At 39.0% G+C, this 17,346-nt stretch carries 19 protein-coding genes; 7 read left to right on the forward strand and 12 right to left on the reverse strand.

What is annotated here, in order from left to right:
* Positions 1–14 precede the first annotated feature (14 nt).
* From H5119_RS02865 to serA, 3 genes are read left to right on the forward strand one after another with little or no spacing between them, the layout of a single operon-like run.
* Entirely contained in the window at positions 15–611 is a 597-nt protein-coding gene (locus H5119_RS02865; RefSeq protein ID WP_138584650.1) for a 5-formyltetrahydrofolate cyclo-ligase, read from the forward strand.
* Between the two features lie 52 nt (positions 612–663).
* Positions 664–1,317, forward strand: a complete 654-nt coding sequence (rpiA, locus tag H5119_RS02870; RefSeq protein ID WP_182701140.1) for a ribose-5-phosphate isomerase RpiA — start codon at positions 664–666, stop codon at positions 1,315–1,317.
* A 9-nt stretch (positions 1,318–1,326) separates the two neighbouring features.
* The gene (gene serA, locus H5119_RS02875) at positions 1,327–2,556 is read left to right on the forward strand and encodes a phosphoglycerate dehydrogenase (RefSeq protein WP_182701141.1); all 1,230 of its coding nucleotides are present in this window, start codon (positions 1,327–1,329) and stop codon (positions 2,554–2,556) included.
* A gap of 32 nt (positions 2,557–2,588) precedes the next feature.
* Here serA and panP read toward each other — a convergent pair whose 3' ends face one another.
* Positions 2,589–4,214, reverse strand: a complete 1,626-nt coding sequence (gene panP, locus H5119_RS02880) for a pyridoxal-dependent aspartate 1-decarboxylase PanP (protein ID WP_182701142.1) — start codon at positions 4,212–4,214, stop codon at positions 2,589–2,591.
* Positions 4,215–4,485: 271 nt separating this feature from the next.
* On the opposite strand from panP, the gene H5119_RS02885 reads away from it, so the two are divergent.
* Positions 4,486–6,369, forward strand: a complete 1,884-nt coding sequence (locus H5119_RS02885) for an EAL domain-containing protein (protein ID WP_182701143.1) — start codon at positions 4,486–4,488, stop codon at positions 6,367–6,369.
* A gap of 13 nt (positions 6,370–6,382) precedes the next feature.
* On the opposite strand, the gene H5119_RS02890 is transcribed toward H5119_RS02885, so the two are convergent.
* The 8 genes from H5119_RS02890 to folB all read right to left on the reverse strand — a co-directional run bounded on the left by H5119_RS02890 (position 6,383) and on the right by folB (position 12,547).
* Complete coding sequence (locus H5119_RS02890; protein WP_182701144.1) at positions 6,383–7,051, reverse strand: tRNA (guanosine(46)-N(7))-methyltransferase TrmB; 669 nt, start codon at positions 7,049–7,051, stop codon at positions 6,383–6,385.
* On the reverse strand, positions 7,051–7,818 hold the full coding sequence (locus H5119_RS02895; RefSeq protein ID WP_182701145.1) for an ABC transporter permease: 768 nt from the start codon (positions 7,816–7,818) through the stop codon (positions 7,051–7,053). The genes H5119_RS02890 and H5119_RS02895 overlap by 1 nt, the downstream gene beginning before the upstream one ends.
* The gene (locus H5119_RS02900; protein ID WP_182701146.1) at positions 7,819–8,748 is read right to left on the reverse strand and encodes an ABC transporter ATP-binding protein; all 930 of its coding nucleotides are present in this window, start codon (positions 8,746–8,748) and stop codon (positions 7,819–7,821) included.
* Complete coding sequence (locus tag H5119_RS02905; protein ID WP_182701147.1) at positions 8,748–9,368, reverse strand: flavin prenyltransferase UbiX; 621 nt, start codon at positions 9,366–9,368, stop codon at positions 8,748–8,750. Before H5119_RS02905 ends, H5119_RS02900 begins: the two co-directional genes overlap by 1 nt.
* Position 9,369: 1 nt before the next feature.
* The gene (mpl, locus tag H5119_RS02910) at positions 9,370–10,725 is read right to left on the reverse strand and encodes a UDP-N-acetylmuramate:L-alanyl-gamma-D-glutamyl-meso-diaminopimelate ligase (protein ID WP_182701148.1); all 1,356 of its coding nucleotides are present in this window, start codon (positions 10,723–10,725) and stop codon (positions 9,370–9,372) included.
* Positions 10,726–10,901: 176 nt separating this feature from the next.
* Entirely contained in the window at positions 10,902–11,702 is an 801-nt protein-coding gene (locus tag H5119_RS02915) for an undecaprenyl-diphosphate phosphatase (RefSeq protein ID WP_182701149.1), read from the reverse strand.
* The gene (folK, locus tag H5119_RS02920) at positions 11,699–12,187 is read right to left on the reverse strand and encodes a 2-amino-4-hydroxy-6-hydroxymethyldihydropteridine diphosphokinase (protein WP_077537097.1); all 489 of its coding nucleotides are present in this window, start codon (positions 12,185–12,187) and stop codon (positions 11,699–11,701) included. The genes H5119_RS02915 and folK overlap by 4 nt, the downstream gene beginning before the upstream one ends.
* Positions 12,188–12,547, reverse strand: a complete 360-nt coding sequence (gene folB / locus H5119_RS02925) for a dihydroneopterin aldolase (RefSeq protein ID WP_182701150.1) — start codon at positions 12,545–12,547, stop codon at positions 12,188–12,190.
* A 247-nt stretch (positions 12,548–12,794) separates the two neighbouring features.
* On the opposite strand from folB, the gene plsY reads away from it, so the two are divergent.
* Entirely contained in the window at positions 12,795–13,406 is a 612-nt protein-coding gene (plsY, locus tag H5119_RS02930) for a glycerol-3-phosphate 1-O-acyltransferase PlsY (RefSeq protein WP_182701151.1), read from the forward strand.
* An 11-nt stretch (positions 13,407–13,417) separates the two neighbouring features.
* On the opposite strand, the gene tsaD is transcribed toward plsY, so the two are convergent.
* Genes tsaD through H5119_RS02945 form a run of 3 tightly spaced genes read right to left on the reverse strand, consistent with a single transcriptional unit; the run spans position 13,418 to position 15,406 of the window.
* Positions 13,418–14,431, reverse strand: a complete 1,014-nt coding sequence (tsaD, locus tag H5119_RS02935) for a tRNA (adenosine(37)-N6)-threonylcarbamoyltransferase complex transferase subunit TsaD (protein WP_077537094.1) — start codon at positions 14,429–14,431, stop codon at positions 13,418–13,420.
* 38 nt (positions 14,432–14,469) lie between these two features.
* A complete protein-coding gene (locus H5119_RS02940; RefSeq protein ID WP_138584663.1) occupies positions 14,470–15,060 on the reverse strand; it encodes a YjaG family protein in 591 nt (196 codons plus the stop codon).
* A complete protein-coding gene (locus H5119_RS02945; RefSeq protein ID WP_138584664.1) occupies positions 15,053–15,406 on the reverse strand; it encodes a DUF2007 domain-containing protein in 354 nt (117 codons plus the stop codon). The genes H5119_RS02940 and H5119_RS02945 overlap by 8 nt, the downstream gene beginning before the upstream one ends.
* 69 nt (positions 15,407–15,475) lie before the next feature.
* Between H5119_RS02945 and H5119_RS02950 the strand changes: the two genes are divergently transcribed.
* Together H5119_RS02950 and H5119_RS02955 are read left to right on the forward strand one after the other, a co-directional pair.
* Positions 15,476–15,898: a DUF2721 domain-containing protein gene (locus H5119_RS02950; protein WP_077537091.1), complete on the forward strand. Its 423-nt coding sequence runs from the start codon at positions 15,476–15,478 to the stop codon at positions 15,896–15,898.
* A gap of 320 nt (positions 15,899–16,218) precedes the next feature.
* Entirely contained in the window at positions 16,219–17,103 is an 885-nt protein-coding gene (locus tag H5119_RS02955; RefSeq protein ID WP_077537090.1) for a LysR family transcriptional regulator, read from the forward strand.
* Positions 17,104–17,346: the final 243 nt, after the last annotated feature.

A 17,346-nucleotide genomic window follows, 5' to 3' on the forward strand; every position in this document is an offset into this window, starting at 1 on the left:
TTCTGGGAACGAAAATGAGCAATAAACGTTCACAGATAAGAGAATATATCCGTAAAACCCGTAATAACTTATCAAAAAGTCAACAGGGTACAGCGGCTCAGCAAGTAAACATGAATTTTATTCAATATTTAAAAGATAAAAAAACAACTAAAAAAGAGCATATTGCAATTTATTTAACTAATGACGGAGAGTTAGACACTTCATTGTTAATTAAGAGTTTATGGGATTTAAATCACCACATCTACCTCCCTGTAATACACCCCTTCAATGGCGCTAATTTACTATTTCAGCGTTATGAAAAAAACTCACCCATGAGAGCAAATCGCTATGGTATCTTGGAACCTAAGCTCAACTGCACTCAAATATGCCCGTTACCAACGCTTGATTACTTACTTATGCCACTTGTTGCATTTGATGAACAAGGTAATCGTTTGGGAATGGGGGGTGGATTTTACGATAGAACGTTGGCACGTTTACATGATCAACACTGGCAAAAACCGCAACTAATTGGCTTAGCACATGAATGCCAAAAAGTTGATGAGCTACCTATTGAATCGTGGGACGTACCACTTAAAACTATTATCACTCCAGATAAAACCTACTGCTGGTAACACGTTAACTTGTATACTAGCGACATATTTATGACTAAATGAGCACAGAGCAATGACACAAGACGAATTAAAAAAAGCTGCAGCATGGGCTGCACTCGAGTTTGTAAAAGAAAACACCATAGTGGGTGTAGGCACAGGCTCAACAGTTAATCATTTTATTGATGCATTAGGCTCAGTAAAAGACACAATTGTAGGCGCGGTATCAAGCTCAGAAGCCTCTACTGCTCGTTTAAAAGAGTTGGGTATTGAAGTGTTTGAGCTTAACAACATCGATGTTTTAGATGTATACGTTGATGGCGCAGATGAAATTAACGCCCAAAATGAAATGATCAAAGGCGGTGGTGCAGCTCTGACTCGCGAAAAAATAGTCGCGGCTGTTGCTAAACAATTTGTATGTATTGTTGATGACACTAAGTTAGTAGAGACATTAGGAGATTTCCCACTTCCGATAGAAGTTATTCCAATGGCGCGCAGCTACGTAGCACGTGAGTTGTTAAAGTTGGGGGGCGATCCTGTTTACCGTCAAGGCGTAGTGACCGATAACGGTAACGTTATTTTAGATGTGTACAATTTAAATATTACCAATGCTAAACAACTTGAAGCACAAATAAATTCAATTGTTGGCGTAGTTACCAATGGCCTATTCGCAGAGCGTGGTGCTGATAAAGTAATTATTGGCACTAAAAATGGGCCTCAAATTAAATAGGATGAGGTTATGAGTAAGGTATCATTAGCAAAAGACAAAATTAAAATTCTCTTGCTTGAGGGTGTGCACCAAAGCGCAGTTGAAACGCTAAAGCGCAATGGTTATAGCAATATCGACTACGTTAAAACATCCCTACCTGAGGACGAGCTCAAAGAACGTATTAAAGATGCACACTTTGTAGGACTTCGTTCTCGCACTCATATAAATGAAGCCGTATTAGATGCGGCTGAAAAGCTCATCGCAATTGGCTGTTTTTGTATTGGTACAAACCAAGTTGACTTAAACAGCGCACGCGAACGTGGTATTGCCGTATTTAATGCGCCATTTTCTAACACTCGTTCAGTTGCAGAGCTGGTGCTTGGTGAAATTTTATTATTATTACGTGGTATTCCACAACGTAATGCAGCAGCTCACCGTGGCGGTTGGTTAAAAACGGCCAATGGTTCGTTTGAAGCGCGTGGCAAAACCTTAGGTATTATTGGCTATGGTCATATTGGTACGCAATTAGGTATCATGGCCGAAAACATTGGTATGAACGTTGATTTTTACGACATTGAGGATAAATTATCACTTGGGAACGCCACTCAAGTACATAATTTAACTCAGTTATTACAACGCTCTGATATTATTAGCTTGCACGTACCAGAAACACCGCAAACTAAAAACCTAATTGGCACCGCTGAGCTTGCTGTTATGAAGCATGGAGCTATTTTAATTAATGCTTCTCGCGGAACTGTGGTTGATATTGACGCACTTGCAGAGGCATTAACAGAGAAAAAACTCAGTGGTGCAGCAATCGATGTATTCCCAGTTGAGCCTAAATCTAACGATGAGGAATTTGTATCGCCATTGCGTGAGTTCGACAATGTTATTTTAACGCCGCACATTGGTGGTTCAACACAAGAAGCACAAGAAAATATTGGCATTGAAGTTGCCGGTAAACTAGCTAAATACTCAGATAATGGCTCTACCATCACCGCGGTCAATTTCCCTGAAGTATCACTGCCAGAGCTTGCTAATCGTAGCCGCTTATTACACGTACACCACAATCGCCCTGGCGTATTAACACAAATTAACCAAGCCTTTGCCCAGCACGGTATTAATATTGCCGCACAGTATTTGCAAACTGATGAAGCAATTGGTTATGTTGTTATTGATGTGGATACAGATCATTCAGAAGTTGCACTAAAAGAACTCAGTGCCGTTGAAGGAACAATTAGAGCGCGTATTTTACATTAATATTTAAAAGGGTCCTTATGGACCCTTTTAAACTACATGTACTTTCTTAAATACTTTTTGAACACGGGATCAGTTTTAGCCAATTCTTTTTGCTCAGCTAAAATATCTTTTAAAATAGCCCCCGATGTAAGTGGGTTTGCAAGTACAACCCTAAATACAACGGTTGGCTGGTTATCATATTTAGAAGGTGTTAAACGCGTACGAGATACGAACGAGCGACCTGATTCACGCTGCCTTTTTTGCATGCTGGCAGTAAAGCGATTTAATGATGCAAAAATATCTAAACGCGTTGCTACATCCGCTTCAGCTATTGCTTGTTTTATTTTTTTAGGTACGTAGCGGTATGTTAATAAACACAACTCGGGCTCTGAAATAAGTTCGAAATCCTCGTCGGCTTTAATTAAATCAGCAAAATAGTGCGCCTTTTTAATGCTTCGATCGATCAACATTTCGTAGCCTTTACGACCAATAACACGTAAGCAAGCATGCACTAACATCGCCATTCCAGGACGACTACCTTCAAGCGTGTGACTACCTAAGTCTTTAGAGCCTTTACGCAAAATATACTCTGCGTGGTGTTCTATCGCATCGGTTGCCGCAGGGTCTTTAAATAAAACCAAACCTGCCCCCATTGGTACATACATTTGTTTGTGCGCATCAATGGTGATTGAATCAGCGCGTTCAATGCCTTTTAATAAAGGGCGATGAGTCGTTGATAAAAGTGTTGCTCCTCCCCATGCTGCATCGACATGAAAATGACAATTGATTTGCTCTGCTAAATCGGCCATTTCATTAAGGGGATCTATATTTCCAGTTTCGGTTGTACCGGCGACCCCAATAATTGCCATTACTTTAATGCCTTGCGATTCTAGCTCAAGTGCCTTTTCACGCATCGCTCCTACATCGACTTTATTATCTTCGCTGGTTTTAATGCCTATTAAATTTTCGCGACCGATACCTAATAAATCTACCGATTTACCTAACGAGTAATGTCCACGTTCTGATATTAATACCGCTAAACCTTTGTATCCGTAATGCAGCATACCAGCAATTAAGCCTTGTGCGCCTATCCCTCTAAAATCACCATCAGGCTTGAATAAGCGGTTTCGTGCAATCCAAAGCGCAGTAATATTAGCAACCGTACCACCTGAGCAAAAAGCACCGAGAGAGGTTTTAGCGCTGTGCATCCATTTAGAATAAAATGAGTCTTCTTGCCCATAAGCTAAATGATGCATCATTCCAAGCACTTGGCGCTCAAGAGGTGTAAATGCTTTAGACGTTTCTATTTTTACTAGGTTTTGGTTTAGCCCCACCATCAATTTTGACAGCGGTAATAAAAAATGTGGCAAAGCCGAAGTCATATGACCTATAAAACTGGGGGCTGCGGTATGCACTGAATGCGCAACGAGCTGCTCCATTATGTCCTGTGCATAAGCAGATACAAACGTTGGATCCTCAGGGATAACAGCCGATTGAAAATCTTTTTCAATTTCATGTAATGGTTTTTCAATTGCCGCAATATTTTCGTTTAAGAAACCTGCTAAATTACTCGAAATTTCAAGCTCGATTTTGCTTAAAGTTGAGTCTGGCGCTTCAGGTACAGTAAATATACGCTTAAGGCTTTCTTTAGAGGCGACGGCACAACGCTTTTGATCCATCTTAATACCTAGTGTGTGTAGCTAAAACACGTGTTTATCAGAGGAAAATGCTCAATTTAGGCATTTTTTAAGCAACAGTGTTTTTGAATAATTGCGCTAACTTTACTGCAATATAACTAAAATGTCTCGTTTAAAGCCATAAAAGCGCTCAAATCCATGACAAAAAAATGATAATTTAATTAATATTTTAATCGGCCCAATAAATACCAATTATTTATTGGGCATTTACATATTTTGCGTATAATAAAATGATAATAAAAAAGGAATATTTATGCTTAAAGGAAGAGTAAAAGTAAGTTGGTTAATGGCTGGCTTTTCATTATTTTTAATCAGTTTACTTACTTATGTTTACTACACCTATCAAACGACTCGCGCTGAAATAATGCAATCGGTCGACACCCGCCTACTAAATGCTGCAACTAGCGTAAAGCATATTTTGGGCGAGGAGTACCTCAGCAGAGTTAATCGAGGTGAAGCCATTGATTTTTCTGAATATCAAACTAAGAGCAAACAGCTTTCTGAGTTTGCCCAAGCGCTCGACATCGCTTATGTTTACTCTATGATATTAAAGAACGACAAAATTTACTTTAGTGGTTCTAGCTATACACAAGACGATCTAAGCAATGGCAAAGTAACTCAGTTTTTAGATATTTACCCTGAAGCAACAGATGCAAATATTAGCGCTTTTTATTCAACCGAACCCGTATTTGAAATATCGAGCGATCAATGGGGTCATTTTAAAACCATTTTTATTCCTTATGTTGATACAGCGAGTGGGCACACCTACCTAACCGGTGCCGACATTACAATTTATGATTTAAACCAAAAGCTTAAGGAAAGTGTATCTAAAGCAGCGGCAATGGCGAGTTTCTTCTTTTTTATCGCATTACTTGTTGCAGCTATTTATATCTATTTGCTCAAACGTTCTTTAGCAACAGACTCAAGTACAGGCTTTGAAAATCATATTGCTCTTGAGTATTTTATTAAACAAAGTAATGCACACCATATGCAACTTGCGGTTATTTGGATCAACGAAATTGAAGATATAAATAGCTTCTATGGTACTGAGGTCGGCGATAAAGTAATGAAAAACTTACTTATTCATTTTAAACGCCGCAGCTCTTCTCGTTGTCGTGTGTACCGCTTAGCGACGAATAAGCTAGTGTTACTTGCGCCTAAGGAAATCCCTTACGATGAATTTACTGATCTTATTGAAACCTATAACTTTAATGCTCCACTGCTCACCGATCCATTTATTTATATTACTCTGTGCGCTGGAATAGCCAGTGGCAATAAATCGCTGCTACTCGAAAATGCTCACATAGCGGCATTACAAGCCAAACAAGGTCGTCATACCGTCGTTAATTACTCAAAAGCACTTCACGATGTAAAAGTACAATATCAATACAATGTCGAAATGGCTAAAGAGGTTCGCGAAGCGTTTGATAACAATCGCATTGTCCCTTATTTTCAGCCTATTATTGATATAAACACTAAACGCGTAGTGCAGTATGAATGTTTAGCGCGCATGGTTACAGCAAGTGGTGAAATACTCAAGCCTGAGGCTTTTTTAAATGTGGTTACCCGTTCAAGAATGGATGGCTTATTGACCCGCACACTATTTTCACAATGTATTAGCCGCTTTAGAAAAACAGATATTTGCTGGAGCTTAAATATAACCGCGCAAGATATGCTTGATCCTAGTTTGAGTGAGTTTATAGCCGACGAATTAAAACGTTATCCACACCCGAGCAACATCACTTTGGAACTTTTGGAAACACAGGCAATTGCTAATTTTTCAGAGGTAAAAGCATTTATAGGAATGGTTAAAACCAAAGGTGTAAAAGTAATTATTGATGATTTTGGTAGCGGTTATTCGAATATTTCTAACGTGCTTAAACTTGAAGTCGATGGTATTAAACTAGATGGCGCTTTAATAAAGCAAATAGTAAACGATAAAGATATCTATCTATTTATTGAGCACATTGCTAGCTTTGCAAATCAGTTGGGGTTACAGTTAATGGCTGGTTCGGTGGAAAATGCGACCATAGTGACCGCGCTGAAAAAAGCGAATGTGACGCTGATGCAAGGTGTTTACTTTGCTCACCCAGCGCCACATGTTAATTCACAAATTGATGAAGAATTAACAAGCTAAATTGGTCATCAAATTAAGTTAAATTAATAATAAGTCGGTGGCTTTGCTGGCCACTGGCCCAGTATTTTCGCTCAAAAGGCGTAATCGCATCATCAGATTCATAAAGCGCTACATCGCAAGAGTTACCAGTGAGTTCAAGCGCTCTTGCAAACTCTTTAACGTAAATATCCCAATTGCTACGTACTTCTAGTAAACCGCCTAATTTAACGATAAACGGAAAAATAGCCGCGCCATGCCAACGTCTTCGAATATGTTTAGACTTAGGCCACGGGTTTGGATACAACAAATAATGGTGCGTAGGTTGCCAATTAGCAGCAACCGCTAAGCGCCAAAAGTCGTTTAAGTCTGCTTGCACTAAAATATATTGCCCGCTGTCGGTTTGTTTATATTCAACATCATGTTTATCAAGGCGGTGCGATGATTTATCAATGCCTACCACAAGTGCATCAGGGTGGCGCTTAGCTAAATTAGCTGTACTTTCCCCGACCCCACAACACGAGTCTAAAATAAGCGGGCCACTAAAGGCTTGTACTTTAGCATTAACCTCGTCAAATGCGGCCTGAGTATGCGCTGCAATCGGTTTTTTAAACTCAGCCTCTAAGTGCTTATTTACTATTTCATCAAGCTTTTCGTGAATACCCGCTTGATTAGATACAATACTACGTGAATTTGCATCACTCATTAGTGTCTTAGCCCCACACCTTTTTTAATTAACGTAAGCGCTAATGTAAATAACGCTGTTATAAATACTAAAATAATGCCTAGCGCGAGTGTTAAATCAACATCCGACACACCCAAAAAGCCGTAACGAAACGCGTTAACCATATAAATTATAGGGTTTATTTGCGATACGTTTTGCCAAAATTCTGGCAATAGCGTAATTGAATAAAATACACCACCTAAGTAAGTTAATGGCGTTAAAATAAAAGTAGGGATAATGCTTATATCGTCAAAACTATTTGCGTAAATTGCATTAATTAAACCACCTAGTGCAAATACAGCCGAGGTTAAAATAACCGTCGCCATAATTACAAAAATATTATGAATTTGAATATCAACAAATAATAACGACACACAGGTCACTATAAAGCCCACCATTATACCGCGCGTCATACCGCCACCCATATAACCTAGAACAATGATGTAGTTAGGTACAGGTGCAACTAAAAGCTCTTCAATACTTTTTTGAAACTTTGTTGAATAAAAACTAGAGGCTACATTTGAATAGGAATTAGTAATGACCGACATCATTATAAGGCCCGGTACAATAAACTCCATGTAGCTAAAGCCCCCCATGTCGCCAATGCGTGAACCTATTAAGTTACCAAAAATAACAAAATATAAACTCATTGTAATTGCAGGCGGTACTAAGGTTTGCACCCAAATACGTAAAAAACGAATACATTCTTTGATCCATAAACTTTTTAAGGCTACGCCATATTTAAACATTTATTCGCCCCGCCCTTGCTCTAGTAATCCGACAAATAACTCTTCGAGTCTGTTTGCTTTATTTCGCATACTTAACACTGTATTACCTTGGTTTGTTAATGCGCTAAATACCGCATTTAAGCCCTGTGATTTAGCGACTTCGACTTCAACAGTATGATCATCCGTCATGGTAAATTTATAACCATCAAGTGTGACTGGATTTGCTGGCACTTTTAAATCTAAAATAAAGGTTTCTTTATCAAGCTTTGCAAGCAGTGCTTTAATTGTGGTGTTTTCAACAATTCGGCCACTGTCGATAATAGCAATGTTTTTACACAGTAATTCGGCTTCTTCAAGGTAATGGGTGGTTAAAATAATGGTCACGCCTTGCTCATTAATTTGGCGTAAAAAGTCCCACATTGAACGACGAAGTTCTATGTCGACCCCTGCTGTTGGCTCATCAAGTATAAGCAGTTTTGGTTCGTGCATGAGTGCGCGAGCAATCATTAAGCGGCGTTTCATACCACCTGAAAGCGTACGCGCTTGTTTGTCTTTTTTCTCAAGTAAGCCAAGCTGCGCTAGGTATTTGTCGGCGCGCTTGTGGGCTTCACCGCGTGGTACTCCATAATAACCAGCTTGATTAACGAGTATTTGGCTAAGCGTTTCAAATTGGCTGAAGTTAAACTCTTGCGGCACTAAGCCCAAATGCGCTTTAGCTGCTTCTAAGTCAGTATCAATATCACAACCGAATACTTCTACTTTACCTTTTGTTTTATTCACCAAAGACGAAATAACACCAATAGTGGTTGATTTACCCGCTCCATTTGGACCAAGCAGCGCAAAAAAGTCGCCCTCTCGCACTTGTAAATCAACGCCTTTTATAGCCTCAACACCATTTTTATAAACCTTGGTAAGGCCTTCAATATTTAAAGCAATAGTTTGCTTATTCATTACTTACCCTCACCATAACCCCAACGTTTTGTTAGGTTATGTTCAATGTTTAAATGATCTAAAATTCTCGCCACCATAAAATCAACTAAGTCTTCAATACTTTGCGGTTTATGATAAAAGCCCGGCGCTGCTGGCATAATTGTTACCCCTAAACGAGATAACTTAAGCATGTTTTCTAAATGAATTTCGTTAAATGGTGTTTCGCGTGGTACTAAAATAAGCTGCCCACGTTCTTTAATAACCACATCAGCGGCGCGCTCTAATAAGTTATCAGACGCCCCTACTGCAATTGCAGAAACCGACCCAGCACTGCATGGACATACCACCATTTTTTTAGGTGCAGCAGAGCCCGAAGCCACAGGGCTAAACCAGTTATCTTTACCGTATACTTTTAGCTGTTCAAGTTTGGCATTAAACAGCGTACTTAACTGCTCTGTGGCTTTATCTTCATTACCAGAGAGCTTAATATTTGATTCTGTATCAAGCACCACTCGCGCAGCACTTGAGATAAGTACGTAAACTTGAAATTGCTGCTCAAGCAATACTTCAAGTAGCCTTAAACCATAAGGCGCACCCGATGCGCCACTAAAAGCGAGCGTAATTTTATCTTTAAATTGCACGTTATTCTCCGCTGTATTTAGCAGCTAAACCATCAACAAGGTGTTGATGAAGACCATTAAAACCGCCATTGCTCATAATTAAAATATGTTGATTAGGCTCAATATTTTCAAGCACCGTATCAATAATTGTTTGTGTACTGGTAAAGCACTGCATACCGGCTTTATCTGCTTGCTCTTTTAGCGACCAGTTTAGATTCTCTGGCTCAAAAAGTAGCACGTCGTCAGCATCACGTAGTGAATCTAATAATGTATATTGGTGCACGCCCATTTTCATGGTGTTTGAGCGTGGCTCTAAAATAGCGATAATTTTTTCATCGCCTACTTTTGCGCGCAGTCCTGCAAGCGTTGTTTTAATTGCCGTTGGGTGATGCGCAAAATCGTCATACACTTTAATATTATTTATATCAGCCTTTAGCTCCATGCGCCTTTTCGGGCTAATAAACTCCCCTAACGCATCAATACTATGATCAACAGCTATACCCACATGGCGCGCTGCTGCGATAGTCATAATTGCATTTTTAACGTTATGCTCGCCTATTGCTTGCCAGCAAACAGTGCCCTGCTTTTCGTTATTTAAAAGTACATTAAACTCACTACCATCGGCTTTTATTAATTCATAGCCCCAATCACCCCCTAGGGTTTCGCTTTCACTCCAAAGCCCTTGTGCTATTACGTCATTAAGCGCTAGGTCTTGCTTAGGCCAAATTACTTTGCCACTTTGAGGTAATGTACGCATTAAGTGATGAAATTGTTTTTTTATTGCGTTTAAATCTTCAAAAATATCAGCATGATCAAATTCAAGATTGTTTAAAATAAGCGTACGCGGAAGGTAGTGTACAAACTTACTGCGCTTATCAAAAAAAGCAGTGTCGTATTCATCGGCTTCAATAACAAAAAATGGCGTTTCACCGACTTTGGCCGATACACCAAAATTTTGGACTATGCCGCCAATTAAAAACCCTGGTTTTAAACCTGCGTACTCTAAAACCCACGCAAGCATACTTGCTGTGGTTGTTTTACCATGCGTACCGGCGACAGCAAGTACCCACGAGTTTTGTAATAAATTATGTTTAAGCCATTCAGGGCCGGAGGTGTAAGGCAGACCTTTATCAAGCACATATTCAACACACGGGTTACCACGGCTCATTGCATTACCGATAACTACCATATCTGGCTTTGGATCTAATTGAGATACAGCATAGCCTTGAGTCAGTTCAATGCCGAGTTCTTCAAGTTGCGTGCTCATTGGTGGATAAACGTTTTGATCAGAACCCGTTACTTTATGCCCTAGTGATTTAGCAATGGCTGCAATACCACCCATAAACGTGCCACAAATACCCAAAATATGTATATGCATATACTTTCCTTAAATTGTGTGACTACTTTACAGCGGTGCAAAGTTTAATGGCGCTATGATGCCAAAATTCGCGCTTAGTTACCATTGCGAGTAAGCATTTCACTCGTGCCTAACTGACCACTTGATAACAAAAAAGCCTTCTTAGTCAGAAGGCTTTTTTGTTATTCGATAATTTACTACATCGTTAAAAGTATAATTAAACCTACACCGAGTAATAAACGATATATCACAAATGGCAACATACCCATTCGCTCTATTACTTTTAAAAACATAAATATACATGCATAAGCCGATAAGAACGATAGTACCACACCAAGTAATAATGTATTCCAATCAACTACATGGTCACCCAGTGCAAGCTCTGCAATATAATAAAGCCCCATCATAGAAATAATCGGAATAGCTAGTAAAAACGAAAAACGTGCAGCGCTTTGTTTATTCATGCCCAGCATTAAACCTGCAGTCATGGTTATACCTGAACGTGAAGTACCAGGGATCATTGCAACAGCTTGTGCAAAACCAATAATGAGCGCTGTTTTCCAATTAAGTTGGTAAATAGTTTTAATTTGTTTACCTTTTGCATCGGCGTACCAAAGCAATAAACCAAACACAATTGTGGTAGTAGCAATTACCCAAGCGCTTCGCAGATACAACTCAATAAAATCTTTTAAAAGTAAGCCTAAAATAGCAGCGGGGACAGTCCCTAAAATTATCCACCAGCCTAGCTTACTATCGTCAGTAGTACCTTGCGCGCCAAATGATTTAAACCACGCACTGAGTATATCGGCCACCTCTTTGCGAAAATAAATAACAACGGCAATTAAAGTACCAACATGTACTGCCACATCAAATGCGAGTCCTTGATCTTCCCAGCCTAAAATTTGTGATGGTAGAATTAAATGCGCAGAACTTGATATTGGTAAAAACTCTGTAAATCCCTGTATGAGGGCTAAAATAATTATTTCGATAATACTCATAGGTTAGAAAACTCCACCTTCCATAGCTTTTGTTGGGGGTTATTATATTCATTCCATAACTGCGCAATCGTTTGCTTAGCCACAGGATGATAAAAATCTGGGGCAACCTCACTCAGAGGTTGTAATACAAATGCATTTTTAGTTATTTCATCACGTGGTAATTGCGCTGGGGAGTCGCAAATTACATCATCATAAAACAGTAAATCTAAATCGAGCGTTCGTGGACTAAATTTTTTATCATTCGCTGTGCGTCCATTATCACGCTCTATTAGTTTTAATAAAGCGCATACATCAGCAAGCGACATATCAGTTGTAGCGCCAACTACTGAATTATAAAAATTATTGCCAGCAAACCCAACTGCTTCACTTTCAAAAACAGACGAGTGCACAATGTGCTCAAATTGCTGCTTAAGTGCAATTAATGCACATTGAATATAATGCGCTTTATTTATATTTGACCCTAGGCTGATATAAATTTGAGCCATTTAGTCAGTTGCCTTAACACGTGTAATTTCAACACCCACAGTTTGTGCTTGTGCTACTGCTGCAGGTTTACTTACTCTTATAGTAACTTGTGGCGTATTGAACTCGCTTAAAATAATATCCGCTAGCTGCTCCACTAGCGTTTCAAGTAATTCAACAGGCTTAGCGGTGCTGTGTTCAATGACTCGTTCACTCACCTTTGAATAATCAAGTGCTAAATTAATGTCATCATTGGCTGCTGCGGGCTTAATATCACTAAGCATTTCAATATCAAAATAAAGGCTCTGTTTACTTTCTTTTTCAAAGTCGTACACTCCAATAATGGTGTCGACGTGCAATTGAGATATAAATACCTTGTCCATTGATACTCCAAATGACAAAAACGACTGAATAGTGATATTAAGCATTAATAAAATTAATACTGCCTATGCTTTAATCAGTGTTTAAATATGTAAAAAATCCTTCTACAATAACGAAATAGCTCGGTTAGCTAATAATTAAAGAAGCATAATAATTTTTTACGATAAATTTTGCCGCCAATAATAGCCCAAAAGCAATGCTAATTGCATTAAATGTGATTAGTATAATGATAAAAAAGTAAGGAAGCGTGTGTTAGCCATTTTGATGTTTGTTTTAGCTTATTTCCTCGGGTCGATTTCATCGGCTATATTAGTGTCACGGCTATTCAAACTTCCTGATCCTCGTACTAACGGTTCTAACAACCCCGGCGCTACAAATGTTTACCGATTAGGCGGAACATTGCCCGCATGCCTTGTTTTGGTTTTTGATATTTTAAAAGGCACTATTCCGGTTTGGGGGGCTTACTTTTTAGAGTTGGAACCTTTAGCGCTTGGGTTAGTCGCCGTAGGTGCTTGTTTGGGGCATATGTACCCTGTATTTTTTAGCTTTAAGGGCGGTAAAGCTGTAGCAACTGCGTTCGGTTCATTATTGCCTATTGGCTTATCACTAGCTGGTTTACTGGTATGTACTTGGCTTCTTATTGTTGCAATAACACGTTATTCATCACTTGCCGCATTAGTTACCGTATCGCTAGCACCTCTTTACACTTGGTTAATAAAACCTCTTTATACGCTTCCAGTTGTATTTATAACGCTATTAATTATTTTTCGTCATCGCACTAATATTGTTCGTTTATTCAGTGGGGATGAACCAAAGGTGGGCGCTAAAAAAGCACCCACTGATGAAAACAAAAATATCTAAAATATGAGTCATTAAATCGGCTCAAGACTGTCTATTGGCCAACGTGGCTTTGTTTTCATATCAAGACTTGCAAATTGGCCAGCCTTTAAACGCTGCATACCTGCATAAGCAATCATAGCACCATTGTCGGTACAAAATTCAGTGCGAGGATAAAACACCTCACCTTTCATACCTTTCATAACACGCTCAAGCTGCAGTCGAAGCTGCGTATTGGCGCTCACTCCACCTGCAATTACTAAACGTTTAATGCCCGTTTGTTTGAGCGCACGCTTACATTTAATAACAAGGGTATCAATAACTGCGGTTTGAAATGCATGCGCTATATCGGCTTTGGTCTGCTCGTCATCGTCATTTTCACGAATAGTAATAGAGGCGGCCGTTTTTAGACCACTAAAACTAAAATCAAGGCCTGGCTTGTCAGTCATTGGGCGAGGAAATACGAAGCGTTTAGCAACACCTTGTTCAGCCATTTTAGCTAAGCGAGGACCACCTGGGTAATCAAGTCCAAGTAACTTAGCCGTTTTATCAAACGCTTCGCCTGCGGCATCATCAACTGACTCACCGAGTACTTCGTATTGACCAATACCAGCCACTTTTACCATCATGGTATGACCGCCCGATACAAGCAATGCAATAAACGGGAACTCTGGTACATTTTCTTCAAGCATTGGGGCGAGTAAATGCCCTTCCATATGATGAACAGCAACAGCTGGAATATCCCAACCGTATGCAAGCGAGCGACCAATAGAGGTGCCAACTAATAATGCCCCTACTAGGCCAGGCCCCGCTGTATAGGCGATGCCATCTAAGTCTTCGGGACCACAACCCGCTTGCGCAAAAGCTGCGTCTATAAGCGGTAGCGTTTTTCGAACATGATCGCGCGATGCGAGCTCAGGTACTACGCCCCCATAATCGGCATGTACTTTTACTTGACTGTATAGCTGATGAGCTAATAAGCCTTTTTCGTCATCATATATCGCAATACCTGTTTCATCACACGACGACTCAATGCCTAAAATTCGCACTGTACTTCTCCTGCCTTTAAAATTTCACTTCGCTGTTTTTATAACGCCAGGCCAATATTGGTTTGGCCATCTTCTAGGGCAAACTTTTTAAGCGCCTTTACGCTTTCAGAGGTAATACGCCCCATGTTTTCTACAAAATCAATTAGCTCACCCAATACTTCAATTTCGTATTGCATTAGTGGATGCTCTCTCACTGCTTTATTATCTGCAACTTCACCTTCAACGGTCATTTGATATTCAATAAAGCGCGCAACGGTAGCTTGCGATATTTTACTCACACTAATGAACTCTTGCTCATCTTGCGCCATTAAACCATGCATTAAACTAAGTAAAGAGGTAGCAGCATCAATTGCAGGGTAAGTACCAAACATATCAAAATCAGCAAGTTCAGGAACATTTGGTTCTATTTTTTCAACTTGTTTTTCGAGATCTATTTTACTTTTAGGCAGTAATATTTTTTCCCAACAAACATTAAGCGAACTACGTAACAAGGTTTCATCACCAAACCCAGTTGCCTCGCTAAATAAACCGTAATTTGGTAGCATGCGCTCTATTAAAGCACTCGCTAAAACGGCTTTTTGTAAATAGTTTAGCTCTCTAATGCGCTGAAAATTATTTGCTTTAGTCATTTTTTAACGTCTCACACGACCAACAAAAATCAAATGTTGATCCATTATGCTCATTGCAGTTAGGGCATACCCAGTCTGGAGCTGATTGTTTTACTTGTTGATAGTTTACCAATATTTGCCGCGCATGGCGCTCTTTTATCACATAAACCTGCACACTAACCTGTGTCTGTTCAAATGGTATCTCACCGATGGCTCCTTGTAGCATTTCACCTGCAATTTTACATTCAATCCCACTTGCGAGTATTAAACCTTTAATAATATTAGCTTCAAGGGTATTTTCAGCTTTGTATATTGTAACCCATTGAAAAGCACTATCTGTTGAACTGCTATTATTAATATTTTGCAATATCCACCTCATTTATTTATGTTAACAATATCTGCACTACTTGCATGCTGCACTTTCTAAGGAATAAACATGACACTCACAACCCCAGGCCTACTTTTTCCAGCGATATCACTATTATTACTAGCCTATACAAACCGATTTTTAGTGCTAGCGCAATTAATTAGGGAGTTAAATGCCCGTGAAGGCGAATCAATTCGCCCTGTTGTAGTTGCTCAAATCACTAACTTAAGAAAACGGATAAACTTAATAAGAACAATGCAGGTATATGGCGTAGCTGCATTTTTATTGTGCACACTGTCTATGTTCGCTTTGTTTATTGAATTTAATACAACCGGTATTATTTTGTTTGGTATTAGTTTGACCTGCCTAAGCTTGTCACTCTTAACTTCCTTGTTTGAGATCTATATTTCATGCGATGCGATCGAAATAGAATTACAAAGCATTGAGAATAAACCTCTTAGTAATCGTATTAACCGTAATTTTGTTAAGTAAAAACTGATACAAGTCATTTTTCACTCAATTATTTATAAATTGTGCTTTAATCAGTACCCTTATTTGTGGCATACTTTTTCATTAAATCGAATGGTTAACTTAATGTAAGATGACTATTAATCTAATTTTAAAAATATTTTTTATTATTTACTTATATTGGATGAATAAAAAGTAAACTTTTAACGGTTAGATATTGAGATATAAAAGGGATTCCCAAAAATTGTAAATACATCAAATATTAATTTTTTAGCCACGCAGCTAAACTTAATATAATTGATGTGTGCACAATTTACAGCTTACTTATAAAAAGGGACTATAGAGTGAGATTTGAACAATTAGAGCAATTTTTAGCGCTTGGCGTATTACGTCATTTTAGACAAGCAGCAGAGCAAACTAAAATAAGTACTTCAGCACTGACCCGCAGCATTCAAACTCTTGAAGATGAAATTGGATATAAATTAGTAAAGCGCTCTACTCGCTCAGTAAAACTGACTCCTGAGGGTGAACTTTTTCTTGAATACGCCCAAAACACCCTCTGTGAACTAGAGCTAACCAAAAAACGTATTTTTCAATCAGCTAATGGCAGCCCTGATGAAAAACTCGTGATTGGCTACACTAATACAGCAAGCAGTATAGTTCCTATTTCTTGTGGGCAATTTTTAGCACAATACCCTCATGTAAAAATAGAGATGCAACTGCAAGAGCAGCACGAACTTAGCCGTAAACTGCAGCAAGGTGAAATAGATATTAGTGTTTACTCCCAAGCAGTTAATAGCATAGGCAGTGATATACATTTGCCAGATCAACTCATTTTATTCGTTTCTAATAATCACCCACTTGCTCATCAAAATGATATTAGTAAGCGTGACTTAGATAAATACCCTATGTTTGGCTGCTTTTCCCAATCAAAGCAAGTGCAAACTATGTTAAATGAAGCGATTGATTCTTTGAATAAATCGTCAAGTATTAAAGTGGGTAATATTGATCAGGTGATGGTTGGCCTTGCTAAGTCTGATCATTTTGCTATTGCAAGTATTGAGCATGCAAACACAGTCGCCGAACACTCTGAACTGGTTCAATTAAAAACTAATAAAGATGTAAGCCATGAACAATTGGTTGTTCAAACAAGCCAAAAAACAGCTGTTGGCGAACATGTAGAGCACTTGTTATCGCTGATCAAAAAGGCAGCAACGGCGATTACGTAACTTGGACTCTGGTTAAGAGATTCATTAACACATTGAAATGTAAAAACATGTAAGCTTATCTTTCTCTAACCAGTGATTATCAGTGAAAACAAGGCGAATTTACGTGTCAATAGCGGGCTTATTGCAAGTAAATTCAACGCAGTTAGCACTGACAATAGCAATTTGAGATGAATTTATTATCCAGAGTTCAGGTTACTGAAACAGCGCTGTTTTTAAGAACTATGCGACATAAAAGTGGTAGCT

Origin of the sequence: Pseudoalteromonas sp. SG45-5, from assembly GCF_014164085.1 — a bacterium.
Lineage (GTDB): Bacteria > Pseudomonadota > Gammaproteobacteria > Enterobacterales > Alteromonadaceae > Pseudoalteromonas > Pseudoalteromonas aliena.

Bases quoted from the DNA above. Each gene is read 5' to 3' on its own strand.
- H5119_RS02865 (WP_138584650.1), top strand. From the start codon at position 15: ATGAGCAATAAACGTTCACAGATAAGAGAATATATCCGTAAAACCCGT.
- rpiA (WP_182701140.1), top strand. From the start codon at position 664: ATGACACAAGACGAATTAAAAAAAGCTGCAGCATGGGCTGCACTCGAG.
- serA (WP_182701141.1), top strand. From the start codon at position 1,327: ATGAGTAAGGTATCATTAGCAAAAGACAAAATTAAAATTCTCTTGCTT.
- panP (WP_182701142.1), bottom strand. From the start codon at position 4,214: ATGGATCAAAAGCGTTGTGCCGTCGCCTCTAAAGAAAGCCTTAAGCGT.
- H5119_RS02885 (WP_182701143.1), top strand. From the start codon at position 4,486: ATGCTTAAAGGAAGAGTAAAAGTAAGTTGGTTAATGGCTGGCTTTTCA.
- H5119_RS02890 (WP_182701144.1), bottom strand. From the start codon at position 7,051: ATGAGTGATGCAAATTCACGTAGTATTGTATCTAATCAAGCGGGTATT.
- H5119_RS02895 (WP_182701145.1), bottom strand. From the start codon at position 7,818: ATGTTTAAATATGGCGTAGCCTTAAAAAGTTTATGGATCAAAGAATGT.
- H5119_RS02900 (WP_182701146.1), bottom strand. From the start codon at position 8,748: ATGAATAAGCAAACTATTGCTTTAAATATTGAAGGCCTTACCAAGGTT.
- mpl (WP_182701148.1), bottom strand. From the start codon at position 10,725: ATGCATATACATATTTTGGGTATTTGTGGCACGTTTATGGGTGGTATT.
- H5119_RS02915 (WP_182701149.1), bottom strand. From the start codon at position 11,702: ATGAGTATTATCGAAATAATTATTTTAGCCCTCATACAGGGATTTACA.
- folK (WP_077537097.1), bottom strand. From the start codon at position 12,187: ATGGCTCAAATTTATATCAGCCTAGGGTCAAATATAAATAAAGCGCAT.
- folB (WP_182701150.1), bottom strand. From the start codon at position 12,547: ATGGACAAGGTATTTATATCTCAATTGCACGTCGACACCATTATTGGA.
- H5119_RS02940 (WP_138584663.1), bottom strand. From the start codon at position 15,060: ATGACTAAAGCAAATAATTTTCAGCGCATTAGAGAGCTAAACTATTTA.
- H5119_RS02950 (WP_077537091.1), top strand. From the start codon at position 15,476: ATGACACTCACAACCCCAGGCCTACTTTTTCCAGCGATATCACTATTA.